We start from the raw sequence: 19,362 nt of genomic DNA on the forward strand, positions 1-19,362 counted from the left end.
GTATACCGTTTTATATCCTGGTACCTAGTTAAACCCGGTTAGCAAAAGCCCTGACGTCATGGATTGTTGACAAGTACATGTCCGGCATCGATTTACGGAACATGACCTCTGCGGCGTGACAGACTCCAGTAATACTACGCCCAGTAACATTAACTCCAGCTTGAGCAAGCTTACGATAGTAGCTAAGTCCCTCATCACGGAAGATGTCAAGTTCGTTGACAGTAATAACGTGCGGCGGAAGATCTGCTAGGTCATCACTTGTAGCCCAATATGGCCAGCAAAGAGGGTTATTAGTGTTAATCCCCTCTGGATCATAGACAGAAGCAATCACCTCGTTAAGCGAACAATTAATGAAGTAACCGTCGTTCTCTAACAGCGACGGAAATTCTCTGGCTTTGTCCTCGTCGCTCCATCCGTAAGCCCCCGAGATATAGGGAACAAGAGCGTAGACGCCGTCGATTGCTTTGAGTCGACCATTGCGTTTGGCCTTGATGGTTGTGGCCAGTGCAAGGTTAGCTCCGCCAGATTCACCTGCTAAGATTAGCTTTGAGATGCCAAGTAATTCACGATTTGAATGCACCCATTCTAGTGCAGTGGTACAGTCGTTTAAGCCTGCTGGGAAAGGGTGTGGACCGTGAACACCCGCAGCATTGCGGAACTCGACGCCGATAACTACCATACCGGTTGCTGCCAACTCATCACGCCACCTTGAGTAAACCGGACCTGAAGTGCTAAGCAGAGTCATGCCTCCACCGTGGATATGTAGTACGCCAGGCAGTGCTGCCGTAGATTCGCCTTTTGGGCGGTGGATGTAAAGCATGATATCGTTGCCATCAACACCTGTAATCATCTCAGTCGAGTGCAATATTCCCGGTACAGGCGGCAACTCCGCCATTAAACCGGCAAAGAGAGCTTCGAACCCACTCTCCGCTGCGGCCAAGAACTTAAGGCGATCTTCAAGTGGATCCCTCGGTGACACGGGCGATGGTGCAGTCAAACCGTCTAAGTTGAAAGCGGCCATCGCGGCGACCATTCGAGGATCGGACCGAGGATCCGTACGTAGTTCGAAATTAGGGTTTCCTAAACGTCCAGGTAAAGTTACCAAAGAGTCAGAAACAAGTGAAAACGGTGTTTTCTCCAAATATAAAGCCCCCTTTAATTATAACCTACGACTCTCAAAAAGCTGCTGTTCTTCTAACGGTTACCTACATGCCCATTGATTCAGCTTGAAAGAGTTATTCTTATCGTAATATCTTTTGGAATAATCAGTCAATGAAAAAGGGTTTTCTTTACTTTTTTTCTAAGAAGAGTATCCTCATTGCCGTGCAAACTCATTTTTCTTTTTAATAAAATGAACATTCCGTTTGTAAAAAAGATTTGATTTACTAATTTGGTAAAATCGACAAACCCTCCCCTTCTAAATGTAGGTGGTCACCAATTTCTCTTCTTTTTTTCAACGTTTATCATCGTTTTTTTGGATTTATCTTCTTTTTTGCACAATTTATCTTCGAGTTTCTTTCGTTTATCGATTATTCTGCAAAAAACGACAAAATCCGCTGGTGTCCCATGTAACTGCTTGTTGTGATAAACTGAACCTTATTTCAGCTTTTCCATTATGGCTGATAACCAAACATCACAATCATCAGACAGAACCATAAATAAAGGATGGTTACAGGTAATATACTAATTCCTAATCTGATCTTTGTCTTTTTTTCTTTAGCATGTTTAAACCATAAATAGAAGCAAATGATGAGAATCAAGAGCAGCGGAATGTTGAAAAGTGGCACAAAATGATCCACATAATCCGAATTTTTATCCCATAGCGTTTCAATCGGCTGCGATTGATACTTCTCCTCTAATTTTTGCCTTCCATTGTTAAAAATAGATGAAAGAACAATATAATAAACAAAAGGAATCCATTTTAGCCACCATTTTATATGCTTATGAAAAAGCACCATCACTCCAAAAACAACAATTGCTAAAATAAAAGGCATAACAAATTCCTCCTTTATTGGAATTATACAGGAGAATATGTGTGTTGTGGTAACATTTTGTTATTTTTGTGTAAAATTACTTGCAGTTAACAGATCGATGGGTGGAAAAGGAATAAGGATTGTTGCATTTTCGGTCTATATTGTTGCATTTTTTCCTCACTTTGTTGCATTTTTCACTAGGATTGTTGCATTTTTTTCGATTTAGCTATTATTCGGTAATAATCGACAAAATCCGATCCCCCTTAAATAGTTGCTTTTCGACAAAAATAGTCAAACTTAGCCCCACTCTCATTATTTCCACTTAACAAAATAAATGGTAATATAAATGTACGCTATATAGAACAGTGGTTTTGCAAATAAGTGGTCTTATTTACCTTTCGAATGGAGGAATAACTTTGAAAAAAGTAAAAAAAGCGATTATACCAGCAGCTGGGTTAGGAACGAGATTTTTGCCGGCAACTAAAGCGATGCCAAAGGAAATGCTGCCGATTGTTGACAAACCAACCATTCAGTACATAGTGGAGGAAGCGATTGCTTCTGGAATTGAAGATATAATTATCGTAACTGGAAAAGGAAAACGCGCAATCGAAGACCATTTTGATTATGCTCATGAGCTAGAACATAACTTATTAGAAAAAGAGAAATATGATCTGCTGGAAAAAGTACGCTATTCTTCTAATTTAGCAGATATTCACTATATTCGTCAGAAAGAGCCCAAGGGATTAGGGCATGCTGTTTGGTGTGCAAAAAGCTTTATTGGAAACGAACCGTTTGCCGTCCTATTAGGGGATGATATCGTACAAAGTGATACTCCTTGCTTAAAGCAGCTTATTAACCAATACGAAGAAACGCATTCTTCCGTTATTGGCGTCCAAACAGTTGCGGACCATGAAACAAACCGCTACGGTATTATTGACCCAGGCTTGCAGGAAGGAAGACGTTATCAAGTAAACAGCTTCATTGAGAAGCCGGCACTCGGAACGGCTCCATCTAATTTAGCGATTATGGGCAGATATGTATTAACACCAGAAATCTTTTTATTTTTGGAAAAACAACAAAAAGGGGCAGGCGGCGAAATTCAGCTTACAGATGCGATCCAGCAGCTAAACGAAATTCAACGCGTATTTGCCTATGACTTTGAAGGCAATCGTTACGATGTTGGAGAAAAATTAGGCTTTGTGAAAACAACCTTAGAATTCGCCTTGCAAGATGCCGATTTAAAAGAAGACATGCTAACGTTTATAAAAGAAATGATAAAAGTACATGAGCAAAGTGACATTAAGATAGGATAACGAAGAAAAACCATTGGGAAATCAATTAATTCCAATGGTTTTTTTATATCAGTATATATGCTTTAATAATAGTATTAATTGCAATAAAAGGAGTCAGAGTATAAATGACTATTAATAGAAATGATAAATGTCCTTGCGGCAGTGGCAAAAAGTATAAAAAGTGTTGTTTGAAAAAAGAAAACGTTATTCAACTAGAAACAGTGAAATTAGAGCGCTTTTTACAGCAGAAGCATCAGCTCATCGAAAAATTGAGATTTTTTCTTGAAAAAAATATATCGATCAATGAATTTTACCGAAAAGAAGCAGAGTTTAATAAACGCTCAGCTAGACGAACGACTGCAATAGGGTTCGGTTTCTTTCAATTTTGGTTTTATTTTTTCCATCGTTTTGATAATGGACTTCGCGGTATTGAATGGTTTTATAAAGAAAATCAGCACAAACTTGCAACAGATGAAAAGATTTTGGCTGAGAATTGGGTAAATTTAAAGCCAAGAATTGTCCAAGCAATCGATAGAAAGGGTGATGATATCTTTTTTGAAGATGTCTTGACAAAAGAAACGTTTGCAGTACCTAATGTAAAAGAAAATATCCCTTATTTTTCACCATGGTATGGAACGATTGGATTACTGGAACAAATGGGGGATAGATTTTATTTTAATGGAGTAAGGGCTTTTGAAGGACCAGAAGCTGTTCATCGAATCGCAGAAAAAGTAAAGAAATTAATGAATGAGTCAGGAAGCAGCAGTGAACATGTTTTATTTAACTATTTTCCAGAAATGTTAGCTGATTTATTAGGGAATGACGACATACGAGAAACAAAAATCATTCATTACTATACGCTCAAATATGACATTCAAAATGAACAAGTGTTAATCGATTTCTTATATAATCAAAAAGAAGTCGAATTCGATAAGTGGGACGCTAATGAGAAAAGAGTGAGCTGGGTAAAGGATTGGAAAGTGTTCCAAGATAGTGAAATAAATGGAGCTGTTCATTTCGCTGAAGTAGAGGGCGTAATTTCTGTTGAAAACAATCATATGGAAATTCACTGTTATAAAGCAGAAGCAAAAGAAAAGATAAAAAAGAAAATGGAAGAAATAAATATGGCCGTCACATTTCTGAAGGAAGACGTAAAAGAGACAACCGTTCCTTTTCATATTGAAATTCAAAATTTACTCCTAAACATGGAGGAAGATGTACCAAGATACGCAGCTATATATGCACAAAATAGTTGTAACTTAGATGTTAATGTGAAAATTCTTAAATTTGGTGACTACACCATTGGCCAATTGATCGCGATGAATCGTAAAGAAGATGTCGATATTTGGTTAAAACAAATGGAATACCATCTATATCAAACCGTATATAAGGAATTTGGAGAAGTAGAAGTTACAGCTGATTTTAATACAATTCGAAAACAGCTAGGTTTGTCGTTGTCGCCATTCGTATCAGGACAAGCTGAAAGAAAATCATCTTTACAGTCAACGATACCGCAAAATGCACGACCTATTCGACTAAAAAATGAAGATATCCCATATTTTGAAGACCTAGGCTTTACACCCGATACAATCGATAATTTTTACGCAGTAGACATGGTCACTTTCTTTAAAGAGAAAACAAAGGGAAAATCATCAAACACCGTTAGAAAATATGGATCAAGTTTATTTGATTTAAGGTATTTATTAGAAATGAAATCATTTGATGATTGGGGACAGTGTGATAAGCGCTTCTGGACAAAGGTATTAACAAAAGATCTATTTAACCTCTATGAATTTGTAAGCAAAACGCAGCTTAAAGAATTTATAAGCACCATAAAGGCCTTTATGAAATGGCTTGATAAAAAATATAACACGACGATAGCTCAAAATGTTATTGAAGTCATTGAAAAAAATGAAGAGAAAATGTTTGAATTAGTTGGGTATTGAACACTATCTAGGGGTCGGACCCAATGTCATCAAGCTAGTATTCAAAAAAAGGAAAATAAGCAACTAAGTAGGAAGTAAGGGTTTTGGTCTGTTCTCCGAGGCTTACCGCTCGCTTTCCACGGGGCGAGCGCCGAGCCTCCTCGTCGCTTTGCTCCTGTGGGGTCTCGTCTTTCTCGCTAATCCCGTAGGAGTCGAGCGGACGCCTCTCCAAACAAATTGGGTATTTCTTTTACATAAAGGGTATCCAATAAATAGGATCTTAAAAAGGCAATAGGATGCCCGGGCGGATGAAATATTATTTTTTTACCCTCCCTTGGCATCCTACTTTTTTCTTATAATACCAATTCACGATGGTATCAAATAGTTTGATAAAAGCTTCTGGCTTAATTTTCTTTCTTGCTTCAGAAAAACTTTGTTTACTAATACTTTTCCCCTGAAAAATCACCACACATCGTTGATATACCAAAAAAGGTATCCAAAGCAATTATTGTGGTGTTTTCGAAAAGTTAAGTAGTTTTTTTAAATAAAACATTTTTATGACAGTTTAATCTAATAACATTTTATGGAACCTTAAGTTGATGACATTGGGATCAGACCCGATTAAAAGAACGATACCTAGTCCAAAAGACAAGTATCGTTCTTTTTTGTATTAGCAGTTTTCTCACAGTATGTTGTTTTTACGTAAAAAAATGGGAGAAGAAATACTCAGCAGACTGAATACACGTAGACTCCTGTGGGAATGCAAGAAAGACGAGACTTAAGCAGAGCGTATGCGACGAGGAGGCTCGACGCTCGCTAAACGGACGAAGTGTATTCAGGCTGCGAGTTTAAAAGCAACAAACTATACGAAAACAGCCTAAGCTAAAGAATCTCCTTTCTACAAGAGGTTCTATTATTTTGAAAGCAAGTTATATAAATAAAGACACGAAATAACAGCATTATTTCGTGTCAGTAGGCTTAGCATTTTACATACATGTATAGTAAATAAATGTAGGATATTGCTCAAACCTCTCCTTTATCTAGTTATCATATTTTAAATTTAGCAAGCATCATTTGAAGATCTTCTGCTAACAAAGCCAAAGATTGGGAAGACGCTGCTATCTCTTCCATAGCAGCAAGCTGTTCTTGGGTAGCGGCAGAAACATTTTGTGTACTGGAAGCGGAGGCTTCGGCCACTTCATTTACGACAAGAATAGAAGAATTCACATGCTCTGTTCCTCTTGCCAATTCCTTTAATGTTTCCGATATTTCGCCAATTTGTGCAACAACATCTTTAATAGCAATTTCTATTTTTTGGAATGAGCTTCCGGCTACATCCACTACTTTAAGTCCTGTATGAACTTCTTCTGATGTGTTTTTCATCGATTGAAGTGTATTTTCCGTATCTGTTTGAATAAGTTGAATTAGCTTGGAAATTTGTTCGGTTGATTTTGATGATTCTTCCGCAAGCTTTCTTACTTCATCAGCAACGATGGCAAAACCTTTCCCATGCTCGCCGGCTCTTGCAGCTTCAATCGCTGCATTTAACGCTAATAAATTTGTCTGCGATGAAATAGTAGTAATAACATCGGTGATTTTGCCAATTTCACTGGAACGTTCATCTAAGCTTTTCACCGTTTCGGATAAACGGTTTACATTAGCATTGATAGAATTCATTTGTTTGCTTACTTCGTCGATTGCTTGATTTCCTTCTAATGACATTTGAGAAGCATGATGGGCGCCTTGTGTCATTTTCTGGGTATTTTTTTCGATAGTTTTTGTATAGTGTGTAATATCTGTTATAGCACGAGAACTATTTTCCACTGTTTGTACTTGTTTATCCGAACCGTAAGCTAGCTCTTGGATGGTTAATGTAATATGCTCACTCGCTTTGCTGCTTTCTTCAGCGCTTGCACTTAGTTCCTCAGAAGCTGCTGCTACTTGCTGAGAAGAGTCACTTACAGTAGCAAGAGTAGATTGAAGCTGTGCGGTCATATGATTAAAAGAAGTCATTAACTCGCCAACTTCGTCTTTTGACTGGTAGCTTCCTTTTACCGTAAAATCTCCATTTTCAGCTTTCCCAAGTAAACTTTTTATCTCCCTTATTGGAGTGATAATCATTTTAGCTATTAAAAAGCCAAGTGATAATAAAAGAAGAAGAGCAGCAATAATAACGACCCATACAATAGTAGTCGCTTGTTTTAATCCATCTTGATTTTCCTGATTAATTCGTTCAGCAGTAGAAATATAGGTTTTTTGGATTTCTCTAAGTATGTTTGTTACTGCTAATCGGTTAGTCTCCAATTCCTCTGAATAGAGTGAATAGGCTTCTTCATTTTGATTAGCCATAGCTAATTTTAATACTTTACCTCTAGAAGCTTCTAGCAGCTTTTCCTTTTCAACAAAGTCTTGCATCAATTGTACTTCTTTACTTTCCAGCATACTATTTTGCAGTGTATTAACAATTGTCTTATTTTCATTCAAATTGGTGTCTATTTCCTTGAATAGTTCATCGTTTCTAGTTGAATCTTTTGTAAGCATTAGTTCAAGTGTATACGCATCGTTTGCTCTAGTATTTAATCTGAATTGCATCAGCTGGCTGATAGGCAATAAATTCTCTTTATACATTCTCTCAGAATCCTTTGCCATCTCTTTTATATAATTCAGCCCGACCAATCCCACAATACTAAGCGCTAATGCACTGACACTTATAATTACCAGTAATTTTTTCGTGATTGTAATATTTTTGAGTATTTTCACACATTCTGCTCCTTTTAGTTTAATATAATTATGCTTACACACTAGATATATCGGACGTATAACAATACATATTGAATCGACTTAATAATCCATTAGTACTATTTTTAAAATGTTTTTGGTTGCTTCTTGTTAGTTCTTATTCACTTTAGGAGGAATTTTATCGATAATGATTACATGTAAAAAGAACTTAGATTAGAGGTGGCGGAGAGAATGAATAATACATGGAATAAAGTGATATATAAATTATGGTCTCCTATATACGATATCTTTTTTAATTCAGGCTTGTTTCTTCATGCCCGTAAACAAATATTTCAAGAAATACACTTCAATAGCAATCAAAAAATATTATTTGTCGGCGTAGGAACAGGAGCTGACTTAGAACTAATAAATCACGCGGAATTAAATATTACAGCAATTGATTTTTCACCTGATATGTTGAAAAAAGCAAGAGAGAAATTCAAAACTTCCTCGATTAAATTTTTAGAAATGGATGCTCAAGATATGAGATTTGACAGTAATCAGTTCGACTTGGTTATCGGAAGTCTCATTCTTTCCGTTGTACCTAATGCAGATAAATGCTTTCAGGAGATGACAAGGGTGCTGAAACAAGATGGAGAAATGATTCTATTCGATAAGTTTTCCTCTAAAGAAAACAAGCTGTCATTGCCTAAAAAATTTGTTAGACCTCTTATTAAAGTGTTAGGAACTGACATTGGATTAAATTTTGAAGAATTATATGAAAAATACTCTCAAGCATTAGTTGTAAAAGAAGACAAGCCAGTGATGTTTAATGGTATGTACAGAAAAATAGTAGTGAATAAATCCATTGATTAGTCCTTTAATGTCTAGATATAAACTAATAAGAAGAAATAGGATAGTACCCAAGTTGTTTTTTTTCAATGGCTGTTTTCTTATAGATTGTTGCTTTTAACTCGCAGCCTGAATACACTTCGCTTTCCGTGGGCGAGCGTCGAGCCTCCTCGTCGCATACGCTCCTGTGGATCTCGTCTTTCTCGCATTCCCACAGGAGTCTACGTGTATTCAGTCTGCTGAGTACTTCTTCTCCCATTTTTTTACGTAAAAAACAACCTTTCCAAATTAATGAAACTTAGCACTCATTAAGAACGTATAGAGCATTGGGTATATTTTTTAGGAGGTATTAAATTGAAACGAACAACTGAAATGGTTTTAGGGATTATCGCATTGGTTCTTCAATTACTGGTGATTGTTCTTGGAGTTTCAATAGCCTTTCTTATAGGAAGTCAATTTTCAGAACAGCTGCCACAATCCATTGAATTATGGTATGCCTGGGTTGTATTGGGAATACATATACTGGGGTTTGTTTTAGGAATCATTGCAATGATTATACTAAAGAAGAGTCCAAAGAAATCAGGAATTATATTACTTGCAACTGCTATTCTAATGCTCCTTCTTACTATAGGTGCAACACTAATACAGTCGGTGCTATTCTTTATTGTTGGAATTATGTGTATAGTACGAAAACCTGTATACAAAGATGGGGAAGAACAATTGATGAGTAAAAAATAATCTGATGAAGGGGGGGTCTAGTCCTAAAAAAATTTTCAAGCGGCTTCTATGGCATAGGTTGGACCTTTGCCATGCCGTCTTCATTTTGTTAAAAATAGCCCTTGTCTCAAACAGTAAAAGACATTTTTTGAGACAAGAGAACATGTTTTTTATTTAAAAGCAATGCTGTCCCTGTTTGGAACAGCAATCATCCCCGAAGCAATTAGAACACCGAAAATAACAAAAACAGCACCAATAATTTGCGAGAAAGCAACTGGGGAACCAGCTGCAAAAGAAATAATCATCGCCACCACTGGAACAAGGTTGAAAAATAACGAAGTTTTATTAGCTCCAATGGTTTTTATCCCTTTATTCCACCAAAGGTATCCTAATACACTTGTAAAAATAGCCATAAATATAATGCTGCCCCATGCTTGAAATGGAATGTCTGTCAGGGGAACAGGATTTGGTGTAAATAAAGAAAAAATCATTAAGCAAACCGCACCAAAAATCATGGAATAAGTGGTAGAAGCCAAAGATGTAGCCCCCTTTATGAAGCGTCGTCCTAACACCCCATATAAAGCCCAACAAATATTTCCTCCCATTATAATAATGTCTCCAATAGAAAAGGATAAGTTTCTAATTGTGTCAAAAGAACCTTGCGTAAGCACAAATAGCACACCAATAAAAGCCAAAATAATCCCTGCCATTTGTCTTTTCGTTATCGATTCTTTTAAGATTACTCTCGCAAAAAGGCTTGTTAATAAAGGATTCAATCCCATAATTAATGCTCCGTTAACGGGAGAGGTATATTTTAAGCCAACGAAAAACAACGTGTTAAATCCAAAAATGCCGATTATGCCCAGAAGAAGATAAGGAATACTATTTTTTTGTAGATCGACTTTTTTCATGCCTTCTTTAAAAATTAATACTATTCCCATCACGATAGCTGCAATGCCGAAACGCCATGCTGCAGCAGAGGCAGGAGAGAAATAATCAACTGTATATTTGGCAAGATGAAATGTAGCCCCTGTAAAAACAGCAAAACCAACTAATGGAAGATATAGGTTGAGATACTTCATTTCTTTTTCACATCCTCAAAGGAAATAGAATAATAGTAATCTATTTTTTCTTTTGTCGTAGAGATTACACCATCTAGCTCTTTCTTCTTCTTTTCCATCTTCTCTAGATGCTTCAATAAAATCTCGATTCGTTTATGAATCGATGGTTTAAGTTGAGATGCTTCTATATTTTGTTCTATCTTTTCGACAATGCAGCCATCATTCACCATCTCACGAATCTCTTCTAATAACATCCCTGTTTCTTTTAAACTTTTAAGAAACACCATAAAGGCAATATCCTTCTCTGTATAATAACGAATATTTCCTTCCCTTCGTTTCGGCGAAGGCAAAATGCCAATCTTTTTATAATATCTTAACGTATAAGAAGAAATTCCAGACTTCTCAGCCGCTTCACTAATTGAAAACATACATACCATTCCTTTTCTGTAAACTTGCATTTAGTTTACAACTTAGAGTCAGCTCTAAGTCAAGAAGAATATATGACATTCGGTTGGCAGCTTCCAACCGATCTATTGATGAAAATAGTATTAATGTAAAATATGGATATAAAAGTATGAATTTGAAATAAAAATATGGTATTTTGGAAGAAATAGATAGGTAGAAAGTGAGATTCTAATGAAGAAAAAAATAATCATGACTATTTCCAGCCATTTAGCTTAATGGTCCTCAAGCCCTTGGGTATACCCGTATGAGAAAATTAGATCCACATGGTGATTTTGGAAGAAATGAACGACAAAGAAAAGTAATCACTGCCATTATTGATAAAGGAATGAGCCTATCCTCTGTGACGAAATTTGACGATATACTAGGTACTTTAGGTAAAAATGTGAAAACGAATATTTCATTAAAAGAAATGGGAAGCATCGAAAAAAATTATCGAAATACACGCAATAGTATTCAGCAGTATGAAATAAAAGCAGAAGATGCAAGAATAGATGGAAAAGCCCTTTTAGTAGTGTCCGAAGAAGAAAAGGAGAACGTCCAAAAAATAATTGCGGATAGCTTGATGAATTAAGATGGAAATGATAAAACGGAAATAGGGGGATGACTGCATGTCTTTGTCTCCCTTTTTCCGTTTGTTTATAGCAAATACTGGATAGAAATTGTCTAACAGACGAGTAAACGAAAGGGGAGAGACGCAATTGATTACAGTAAAAAAAGTATCAAAATCTTTTGATGATCAAGCAATATTAAAGGATATCGATTTGTCAGTGGGAAAAGGGGAAATTCTTGGTTTGCTGGGACCGAATGGAGCGGGGAAAACGACGCTGATTCGTTTAATTAATGGCGTGATAAAACCAGATAGCGGTGAGATTTATATCGATGGATTAAATCTTGCGGTCAACAGTGATAGCGTAAGAAAACGGGTTGGCATCGTAACAGAAAGTGCCGGTCTTTATCATGAAATGAGCGGTTATGAGAACTTGGCATTTTTTGCAGCGATTTATGGCGTTCAAGACAAGAGTCGGATAGAAGTACTCCTTAAATTATTTGAATTAAATCAGCATCAGCACCAACGAGTAGGAACATACAGTACAGGCATGAAGAAAAGGTTGGCGTTGGCGAAAGCGCTTTTACATCAGCCGGATCTATTATTTTTAGATGAACCGACAAATGGGCTTGACCCTGAGGGGATTAAAATGGTGCTTTCCTATTTAAAGAAATATCAGGAACAAATGGGAACGACCATCTTTATTTGTTCCCATGTGCTTCATCAATTAGAATCGATTTGCAGTTCTTTTGCTTTTTTAGAAAAAGGAGCCATTATAGAAAAAGGAACACTAGAAGAACTTGCGGACAAATATGTGAAAGAGATGAAGGTGAAAGTTGCTACAAATTTAATAGTAGAAAATGGTTCTTTTGCTGGCTATCGATGTGAACAGCAAGGAAAAAATACAGTAATCTTTACGTTGCAATCAAAAAAACAAATTACTTCTCTTTTGCAGGAGCTGTTGAAAAGCTATTGGGTGGAAGCAGTAGAAGTGATGAATACAGATCTAGAGTCGATTTACTTTCAAGTAAGGAGTGGCTTGCATGAATAATAACGTGATCAAAGCGCTAATCACAAAAGATATCCGAACGATTATTAGAAGCAAAAGCTTGCTAATGGTTCTTATCATTATTCCTATCGTTTTAGGTTTTGTCATACCGACTGCCATCATAGCAAGCATCCGTTTTTTTGCTGTTGAAAGTACGCTGGGACCAGATGTTAAAAAGCTATTGACGAAATTCCTTGCTGAAGTGCCTAATGTCTCGCTCGCACTCGATACATTTAAACAACAAATGATTTATATTTTTGTGAATTATTTATTCGCTTCCTTCTTTTTGCTTGTGCCGATTGTAACTGCCTCTGTCACAGCAGCAAACAGCTTTGTCGGGGAAAAAGAACGTCGTACGTTGGAAAGTTTATTGTTTGCACCGATTACGATAAAGGAGTTATTTGTCGCCAAAATCCTAGCATCCTTTCTGCCATCTTATTTTATTTCTATTGTCAGCTTTATTATGACAGGCATTAGCATTAATATCTTAAGCTACCCTTTATTTCATCAGATTATTTTTCCAACAGGCAATTGGGTCATCCTAATCACCTGTCTTTCACCGATGATTTTGCTGCTTACAATCTTGCTTAATATTCTTATTTCCGCACGCGTACAAACATATCAAGAAGCACAAAATATTGGTGGAATCATCGTCCTTCCAGTTATAGCTATGGTCATTGGGCAGGTTTCCGGATTGTTTCTCATCGGAACGAAGATGATGCTCCTTCTTTCTATAGCACTACTTATTATCAATCTACTACTGATAAAGAAAATTGCCAAAAATAATGATCGGCATGTGTTGTTTGAGAAGCAGATACATTAGATATCAAAGCATTAAAAAACCATTAGAAAAGTTATTTTCCAATGGTTTTTTACGATGTAGCTATTGAACGATCATTTATTATTCTTATCTCCTATAAATTCACTATCAATCACTTTTACTTGATCGCTTACCTTTTTATTATAAAACTTTGAGGATGTAACAGTAACTGTTCCTCCAACGGGTAAATCTGTATTATAGATAGCTAATTTACTGTATTTCATATCCGATTCATAAAAGATGGAGTTTAACACGGTTACTTTTGCATTAGATAATACGGCTATATCTGCTTCCGGATCACCAGGGTAATCGTGGACACCGCTGTTTTTAAAGGTTGAATTCATAATCGTTACTTCAGCAGAAGCTTCAACATGTACACTTTGGCCAGCTATATTATTGAAAGAGCAATTTTTTATCGTAATGTTCTTCGCTTTAATAGCTACACCAATTGCAAATCCGGCATTTTCGGATTTACTCTTGTTGTCTTTGAAAATACAGTTTTCAATTAGCCAGTTTTCGCTTTCAGCATTAATTTCTATATCATCAGATGTATTGTTTTTAAAGAGGCAATTAATAATTTTTACATTGTAACTAGGATTTTGATTAGATAATATCCCGTACCCTGAACCATCAAATAAGCTATTGATAACGGATAAATTATGAACCGTAAAAGAGTTTTGGATACCTTGAATAGAGTTAGTAAACTTACAATCTAGAATGGTGATATTGTCACCAGCTAATAATGTACCAAGCTTACTTTTCAAACCAATACTTTGTATGGTTTGATCCCCTTCAAGCTTTAGGATGCTTTCAACTGCATCATCGGTTCTTTTTAAGGTGGTCGTTGTTTTACCATCACCTATAATAGAAATATTCTTAGGAACGAAAATAGTGGATGTTACTAAATAGGTGCCTTTCTTAAAAAAGATGGTGCCACCCCCTGCTTTACTAGCAGCATGAATAGTGTCATTAATAGCCTCACTATCATCCGTCGTTCCATCACCTTTTGCTCCGAAATCTTCTACTTTAAATACTGCTCCATTAAAATTAACTTCTTGCGCTAAATTATTAGTTGATATACTATGTTGTTTATTTTGCATACTCCATACCCAAAAACCGAGTGCAACAACAACAATAAATAAAAGGACAATCACAGTAGCTTTAGTTCTAATGAAAATAACCTCCTTAACTACTCTCTTATTTTTTATTGCTTAGATTGATTGATTTATTGTGTTTATTCAATCAATGGGATTCACTAGAACAAGACAATAGAAATGGTTTTTAAAGGAAATAATCTTTTTTAATAGTATAATATGTTCTTTATAAAGAATCAATTAAAAAGTTGAGAACAAAAAAAGTGTTCATTATTTAGAATATTTTTTGAAAGCGATACCATTTATAAATTAATAAAAAATAGAAAATCTACTATATAAAAAAGAGAAGTTGCACTAGAATAGAAGGATAATCAAAACTTTAGCCATGAATAACTTAACGAACACAAAAAAATAAAAAAAATAAGAAAAAACTATTTCCAAATGAAAGGAAAAGATGCTAATATAAATGTACGTTATTGAGAACGAAATGGTAGTGATATTTAAAACTATTTATCAAGTAATTGAAATAGGGGGATAGTATGGACGAAACAATTACGATAAAAGAATTTTTTTACACATTAAAAAAAAGGGCGTTATTAATTATCAGTTTGATGTTGATTATGGCAACAATAACTGGTTTTGTATCAAAATATTTTGTCACACCGACATATAAAGCTTCTACTCAACTTCTAATCAATACTTCTAACGAGAAGAAACCTGCGAATAAAAAGAAATCTGCAAAAGAAAAGGTAAATGAAGAAGATAATCAATATACTTCTGATCAGCTAATAACCAATCTTCAATTAATCAAAACTTACAAAGTTATTATTGAGAGTCCAAAAATATTGGACAAAGTGATAAGTGAACTGAACTTAAAAAAATCAGCAGATGAATTAAAAGGAATGCTAGAAATTGAGAATGAAGAAGGATCTCAAGTAATGGTAATAACTGTGACAGATACTAATGCAGAAAATGCAGCAATTATTGCCAACCAGGTAGCAAAAGTATTTAAAAAAGAAAATAAAGATATTATGGACATAGACAATGTGGAAATAATAGCAGAAGCGAAATATTTTTCAAACCAAATACCTATCGGATCACAGCCTATTCAAAATATCATGATAGCTTTAATAGTAGGGTTAATCATAGGCATAGGGTTGTCGCTGATACTCGATTATTTTGATAGTACCGTTAAAACGAAGAAGGATCTAGAAACAGCGTTGCAAATTCCTATACTTGGTGTAGTGCCTCCAATAAAATCGAGAAAAAGAATCATAAAAGAAAATAAAATGAAAACAGAATATAGAGGTGAGACTCTTGGTTCTTAAAAAAATAAGTAAAAAGAAGTTGCAAAATTTCCAAAATAAATTAATCGCAAAGTATGAACCAAAATCGATGGTCTCTGAACATTATCGGAAAATTAGGACGAGCTTAGAATATTGGATGAAGGAGGATGCTAGAATCCTCATGATAACATCCGCAGAACCTAATGAAGGAAAAACTACAACAGTTTCTAATTTAGCTGCTGTATTTGTACAAAAAGGGAAAAAGGTTCTGCTGATTGATGGTGATTTAAGAAAACCAAATATTCATTATTGTTTTGATATAAATAATAATGTTGGTTTGTCAAGCGTTCTACTTAATCAGTGCACTTTAGCAAATGCAATAAAGAAGGATAACGAATATAATAATTTATTTATCTTGCCAAGTGGACCAATTCCGCAAAACCCTTCTGAATTATTAGGATCATCTGAATTAAAAAATCTATTAAAAGATGCTTTAGAACAGTTTGATTTAATCTTAATAGATACACCTCCTATACTAGCAGTTGCAGATGCACAAATATTGTCCAATCAATGTGATGGAACGATTTTAGTAGCAAGAAGCGGTAAAAGTGAAGTGGAACATTTAACGCACGCAAAGGAACTTTTATCAGTGTCTACTACAAAGTTATTTGGGGTTATTTTAAACAACAGCAAAGATACGAAGAGTACTAATAAACATAGAAATTATTATATTTAATAAAACCGCTGAAAAATGAGAATTTTTTTAAATTATCGTTCTTAATTAAGAATGTATTTGTTGTTAATAACGCATAGATAAGATGTACTGAAATTTTACTCAAGATAAAAGTGCATAGGAATGGGAATGTCATCTAACCCTTTATCATTTGAGGCACTCGGCCATGCTGTGGGATAAAAAATCCTTAGACACTAGTCGTCAATGGGATGGTGTGAGGACGGGTTCAATGCCCGAATATTGATATTAATAAGTTCAGCATTAAGGGGGATGTAGATTGAAGAGTGTGAAAAAGGCAATTATTCCAGCTGCTGGTTTAGGGACAAGGTTTTTGCCTGCAACAAAAGCAATGCCTAAAGAAATGTTGCCGATTGTAGATAAACCTACCATTCAATACATTGTGGAAGAAGCAATTGCCTCTGGAATTGAAGATATTATTATTGTTACAGGTAAAGGGAAAAGAGCAATTGAAGACCATTTTGATTCCGCCCATGAACTAGAACATAATTTAATGGAAAAAGAGAAATATGATTTGCTTGAGAAAGTTCAATATGCAACTAGTTTAGCGGATATTCATTATATTCGCCAGAAAGAGCCGAAAGGATTAGGGCATGCAGTTTGGTGTGCAAAAAGCTTCATAGGTGATGAACCGTTTGCCGTCCTTTTAGGGGATGATATTGTTCAAAGTGAAACACCGTGTTTAAAACAGTTAATTACACAATATGAAGAAACACTCTCCTCTGTTATTGGGGTGCAAAAAGTAGAAGAAAATGAAACGGATCGATACGGCATTGTAGATCCAGCATCTGCTGAAGGAAGACTTTATCAAGTATCTAATTATGTAGAAAAACCAAAGCTTGGAACCGCTCCATCCAATTTAGCGATTATGGGCCGATATATATTAACTCCGGAGATTTTTAGGTTTTTGGAAAAACAACAAAAAGGTGCAGGTGGAGAAATACAACTAACAGATGCCATTCAACAATTAAACAAAATACAAAGAGTGTTTGCATATGATTTTCAAGGCAAACGGTATGATGTTGGCGAGAAGCTTGGTTTTGTTAAAACGACTGTAGAGTTTGCGTTGCAGAATAAAGATTTAAAAGAAGAAATGCTTCTTTATTTGCAGGAATTATTGTCCTTAAATCTAGTTGAACATGCGAATAATAGGTAGGTGCTTACATGTCCAATTTAAGTAAAGAGGAAATATTGTATATAAATCTAAAAACTCATGTCAATGAAAAAAGAGGATATTTGTACCAAAAAAGAATACTAGATATATGCTGTGCTCTTATTGGCATCATGCTATTAGGCATTATTTTTATTATCGTCTCCGTTCTAATCAAAGTGGAGGACCCAAAAGGAAGAATTTTCTTTAAACAAACTAGGATTGGAAAAAACGGCAAGGAATTTAATATGTATAAATTCCGTTCCATGGTTCATAACGCAGAAGAACTTTTAAAAGGTCTATTAGATAAAAATGAAATAAGTGGCGCAATGTTTAAAATGAAAGATGATCCACGGATCACAAAGATAGGGAAATTTATTAGAAAGACAAGCATTGATGAACTCCCTCAATTATGGAATGTGCTAAAAGGGGATATGAGTATAGTAGGTCCGCGTCCGCCTTTACCTAGAGAAGTGCAGGAATATACGGAATATGATAAACAGCGGCTGCTTGTAACACCGGGGTGTACAGGGTTATGGCAAGTTAGTGGAAGAAATAGCGTAGGTTTTCATGAAATGGTGGAATTGGATTTAGAATACATGCAAAAACGAAATATTGTATTTGACGTAAAAATAATTGTTAAAACAGTGATTGTCCTGTTTGGATCAAAAAATGCATTTTAGGAAGGAGGCATGTAAGCAATGATGAAAAAGGATGCAAAAATCTATGTTGCTGGTCATAAAGGATTGGTGGGATCAGCAATTTTTAGAAAATTACAAAAAGAGGGGTACACAAATCTAGTGTACAAAACTAGTAAGGAACTAGATTTAAGAGATGCGGTTCAAGTAAATGATTTCTTTTTAAAAGAAAAAATTGAGTATGTTTTTCTAGCAGCTGCAAAAGTTGGTGGGATTGTCGCAAACAATGAATATCGAGCTGATTTTATCCGAGAGAATATCATGATTCAAACAAATGTCATTGATGCTTCCTATCGATATGGTGTAGAAAAGCTCCTTTTTCTTGGAAGTACGTGCATCTACCCGAAATTAGCGCCACAGCCTTTAAAAGAAGAGTATTTGTTAACAGGTCCATTGGAAGAAACGAATGAACCGTATGCAATAGCAAAGATTGCTGGAATCAAAATGTGCGAGTCTTATAATAAACAATATGGGACAAGATTTATTTCAGCCATGCCAACAAATATGTATGGAGAAAATGATAATTTTGATTTAAAAACGTCACATGTATTGCCAGCTCTAATAAGAAAATTTCATGAAGCGAAACAATTAAATGCAGAATTTGTGGAAGTTTGGGGAACAGGAACTCCAAAACGTGAATTCCTTTATTCTGATGATTTGGCAGATGCTTGTATTTTTTTAATGAATCATTATGAGGAAGATGAAATAATCAATGTCGGTGTAGGAGAAGATCTTCCTATTAAAGATCTTGCAGAATTAATCAGCCAAGTAGTTGGCTTTAAAGGAGAAATTAAGTTTGATTCTTCTAAGCCAGATGGAACGCCAAGGAAATTGGTTGATGTCACCAAAATAAATGCTATTGGATGGAAAGCAAAAGTACCGTTGGAAGATGGAATACAAAAGGCATATAACTGGTTTTTACATAAAGAACTTACAAAAATAAACTAAAAATGCAGGAGGAATAA

General features: G+C 35.4%; 17 protein-coding genes and 1 pseudogene. 12 read left to right on the plus strand and 6 right to left on the minus strand.

Going from position 1 to position 19,362, the window contains the following annotated elements:
* Positions 1-28 precede the first annotated feature (28 nt).
* Positions 29-1,141, minus strand: coding sequence for an alpha/beta hydrolase fold domain-containing protein (locus ACTYA4_RS01740; RefSeq protein WP_443482577.1), 1,113 nt, complete (start codon positions 1,139-1,141; stop codon positions 29-31).
* 472 nt (positions 1,142-1,613) lie between these two features.
* Positions 1,614-1,994: a hypothetical protein gene (locus ACTYA4_RS01745; protein ID WP_443482578.1), complete on the minus strand. Its 381-nt coding sequence runs from the start codon at positions 1,992-1,994 to the stop codon at positions 1,614-1,616.
* A 395-nt stretch (positions 1,995-2,389) separates the two neighbouring features.
* On the opposite strand from ACTYA4_RS01745, the gene galU (ACTYA4_RS01750) reads away from it, so the two are divergent.
* Together galU (ACTYA4_RS01750) and ACTYA4_RS01755 are read left to right on the plus strand one after the other, a co-directional pair.
* Positions 2,390-3,286 carry a UTP--glucose-1-phosphate uridylyltransferase GalU gene (gene galU, locus ACTYA4_RS01750; RefSeq protein ID WP_443482579.1) on the plus strand — a complete coding sequence of 299 codons (897 nt, stop codon included), beginning with the start codon at positions 2,390-2,392 and terminating at the stop codon, positions 3,284-3,286.
* A 104-nt stretch (positions 3,287-3,390) separates the two neighbouring features.
* On the plus strand, positions 3,391-5,211 hold the full coding sequence (locus tag ACTYA4_RS01755) for an SEC-C metal-binding domain-containing protein (RefSeq protein WP_443482580.1): 1,821 nt from the start codon (positions 3,391-3,393) through the stop codon (positions 5,209-5,211).
* A 1,026-nt stretch (positions 5,212-6,237) separates the two neighbouring features.
* Here ACTYA4_RS01755 and ACTYA4_RS01760 read toward each other — a convergent pair.
* Entirely contained in the window at positions 6,238-7,950 is a 1,713-nt protein-coding gene (locus ACTYA4_RS01760; RefSeq protein ID WP_443482581.1) for a methyl-accepting chemotaxis protein, read from the minus strand.
* Between the two features lie 210 nt (positions 7,951-8,160).
* On the opposite strand from ACTYA4_RS01760, the gene ACTYA4_RS01765 reads away from it, so the two are divergent.
* A complete protein-coding gene (locus tag ACTYA4_RS01765; RefSeq protein ID WP_443482582.1) occupies positions 8,161-8,784 on the plus strand; it encodes a class I SAM-dependent methyltransferase in 624 nt (207 codons plus the stop codon).
* 330 nt (positions 8,785-9,114) lie between these two features.
* Positions 9,115-9,498 (plus strand): DUF4064 domain-containing protein, encoded by a 384-nt coding sequence (locus tag ACTYA4_RS01770; protein ID WP_443482583.1) that lies wholly within the window; start codon positions 9,115-9,117, stop codon positions 9,496-9,498.
* Positions 9,499-9,647: 149 nt separating this feature from the next.
* On the opposite strand, the gene ACTYA4_RS01775 is transcribed toward ACTYA4_RS01770, so the two are convergent.
* Together ACTYA4_RS01775 and ACTYA4_RS01780 are read right to left on the minus strand one after the other, a co-directional pair.
* Positions 9,648-10,559: a DMT family transporter gene (locus tag ACTYA4_RS01775; protein WP_443482584.1), complete on the minus strand. Its 912-nt coding sequence runs from the start codon at positions 10,557-10,559 to the stop codon at positions 9,648-9,650.
* Positions 10,556-10,966, minus strand: a complete 411-nt coding sequence (locus tag ACTYA4_RS01780) for a MerR family transcriptional regulator (protein ID WP_443482585.1) — start codon at positions 10,964-10,966, stop codon at positions 10,556-10,558. Before ACTYA4_RS01780 ends, ACTYA4_RS01775 begins: the two co-directional genes overlap by 4 nt.
* Positions 10,967-11,226: 260 nt before the next feature.
* Between ACTYA4_RS01780 and ACTYA4_RS01785 the strand changes: the two are divergent.
* The 3 genes and pseudogenes from ACTYA4_RS01785 to ACTYA4_RS01795 all read left to right on the plus strand — a co-directional run.
* A pseudogene (locus tag ACTYA4_RS01785) lies at positions 11,227-11,574 on the plus strand (LCP family glycopolymer transferase); the annotation flags it as partial.
* A gap of 127 nt (positions 11,575-11,701) precedes the next feature.
* The gene (locus ACTYA4_RS01790) at positions 11,702-12,601 is read left to right on the plus strand and encodes an ABC transporter ATP-binding protein (RefSeq protein WP_443482586.1); all 900 of its coding nucleotides are present in this window, start codon (positions 11,702-11,704) and stop codon (positions 12,599-12,601) included.
* Positions 12,594-13,421 (plus strand): ABC transporter permease subunit, encoded by an 828-nt coding sequence (locus tag ACTYA4_RS01795; RefSeq protein WP_443482587.1) that lies wholly within the window; start codon positions 12,594-12,596, stop codon positions 13,419-13,421. Before ACTYA4_RS01790 ends, ACTYA4_RS01795 begins: the two co-directional genes overlap by 8 nt.
* 71 nt (positions 13,422-13,492) lie before the next feature.
* Here the strand turns inward: ACTYA4_RS01795 and ACTYA4_RS01800 are convergent, their stop codons facing one another.
* A complete protein-coding gene (locus ACTYA4_RS01800) occupies positions 13,493-14,572 on the minus strand; it encodes a glycoside hydrolase family 55 protein (protein WP_445505417.1) in 1,080 nt (359 codons plus the stop codon).
* A 479-nt stretch (positions 14,573-15,051) separates the two neighbouring features.
* Between ACTYA4_RS01800 and ACTYA4_RS01805 the strand changes: the two genes are divergently transcribed.
* The 5 genes from ACTYA4_RS01805 to fcl all read left to right on the plus strand — a co-directional run bounded on the left by ACTYA4_RS01805 (position 15,052) and on the right by fcl (position 19,345).
* On the plus strand, positions 15,052-15,840 hold the full coding sequence (locus ACTYA4_RS01805) for a YveK family protein (RefSeq protein ID WP_443482589.1): 789 nt from the start codon (positions 15,052-15,054) through the stop codon (positions 15,838-15,840).
* A complete protein-coding gene (locus tag ACTYA4_RS01810) occupies positions 15,821-16,534 on the plus strand; it encodes a CpsD/CapB family tyrosine-protein kinase (protein WP_443482590.1) in 714 nt (237 codons plus the stop codon). The genes ACTYA4_RS01805 and ACTYA4_RS01810 overlap by 20 nt, the downstream gene beginning before the upstream one ends.
* Before the next feature lie 274 nt (positions 16,535-16,808).
* Complete coding sequence (gene galU / locus ACTYA4_RS01815; RefSeq protein ID WP_443482591.1) at positions 16,809-17,705, plus strand: UTP--glucose-1-phosphate uridylyltransferase GalU; 897 nt, start codon at positions 16,809-16,811, stop codon at positions 17,703-17,705.
* A gap of 8 nt (positions 17,706-17,713) precedes the next feature.
* Positions 17,714-18,382 (plus strand): sugar transferase, encoded by a 669-nt coding sequence (locus ACTYA4_RS01820; protein ID WP_443482592.1) that lies wholly within the window; start codon positions 17,714-17,716, stop codon positions 18,380-18,382.
* 21 nt (positions 18,383-18,403) lie between these two features.
* A complete protein-coding gene (gene fcl, locus ACTYA4_RS01825; RefSeq protein ID WP_443482663.1) occupies positions 18,404-19,345 on the plus strand; it encodes a GDP-L-fucose synthase in 942 nt (313 codons plus the stop codon).
* The last annotated feature ends 17 nt before the right edge of the window (positions 19,346-19,362 follow it).

Source organism: Niallia yueguangensis, from assembly GCF_052663115.1.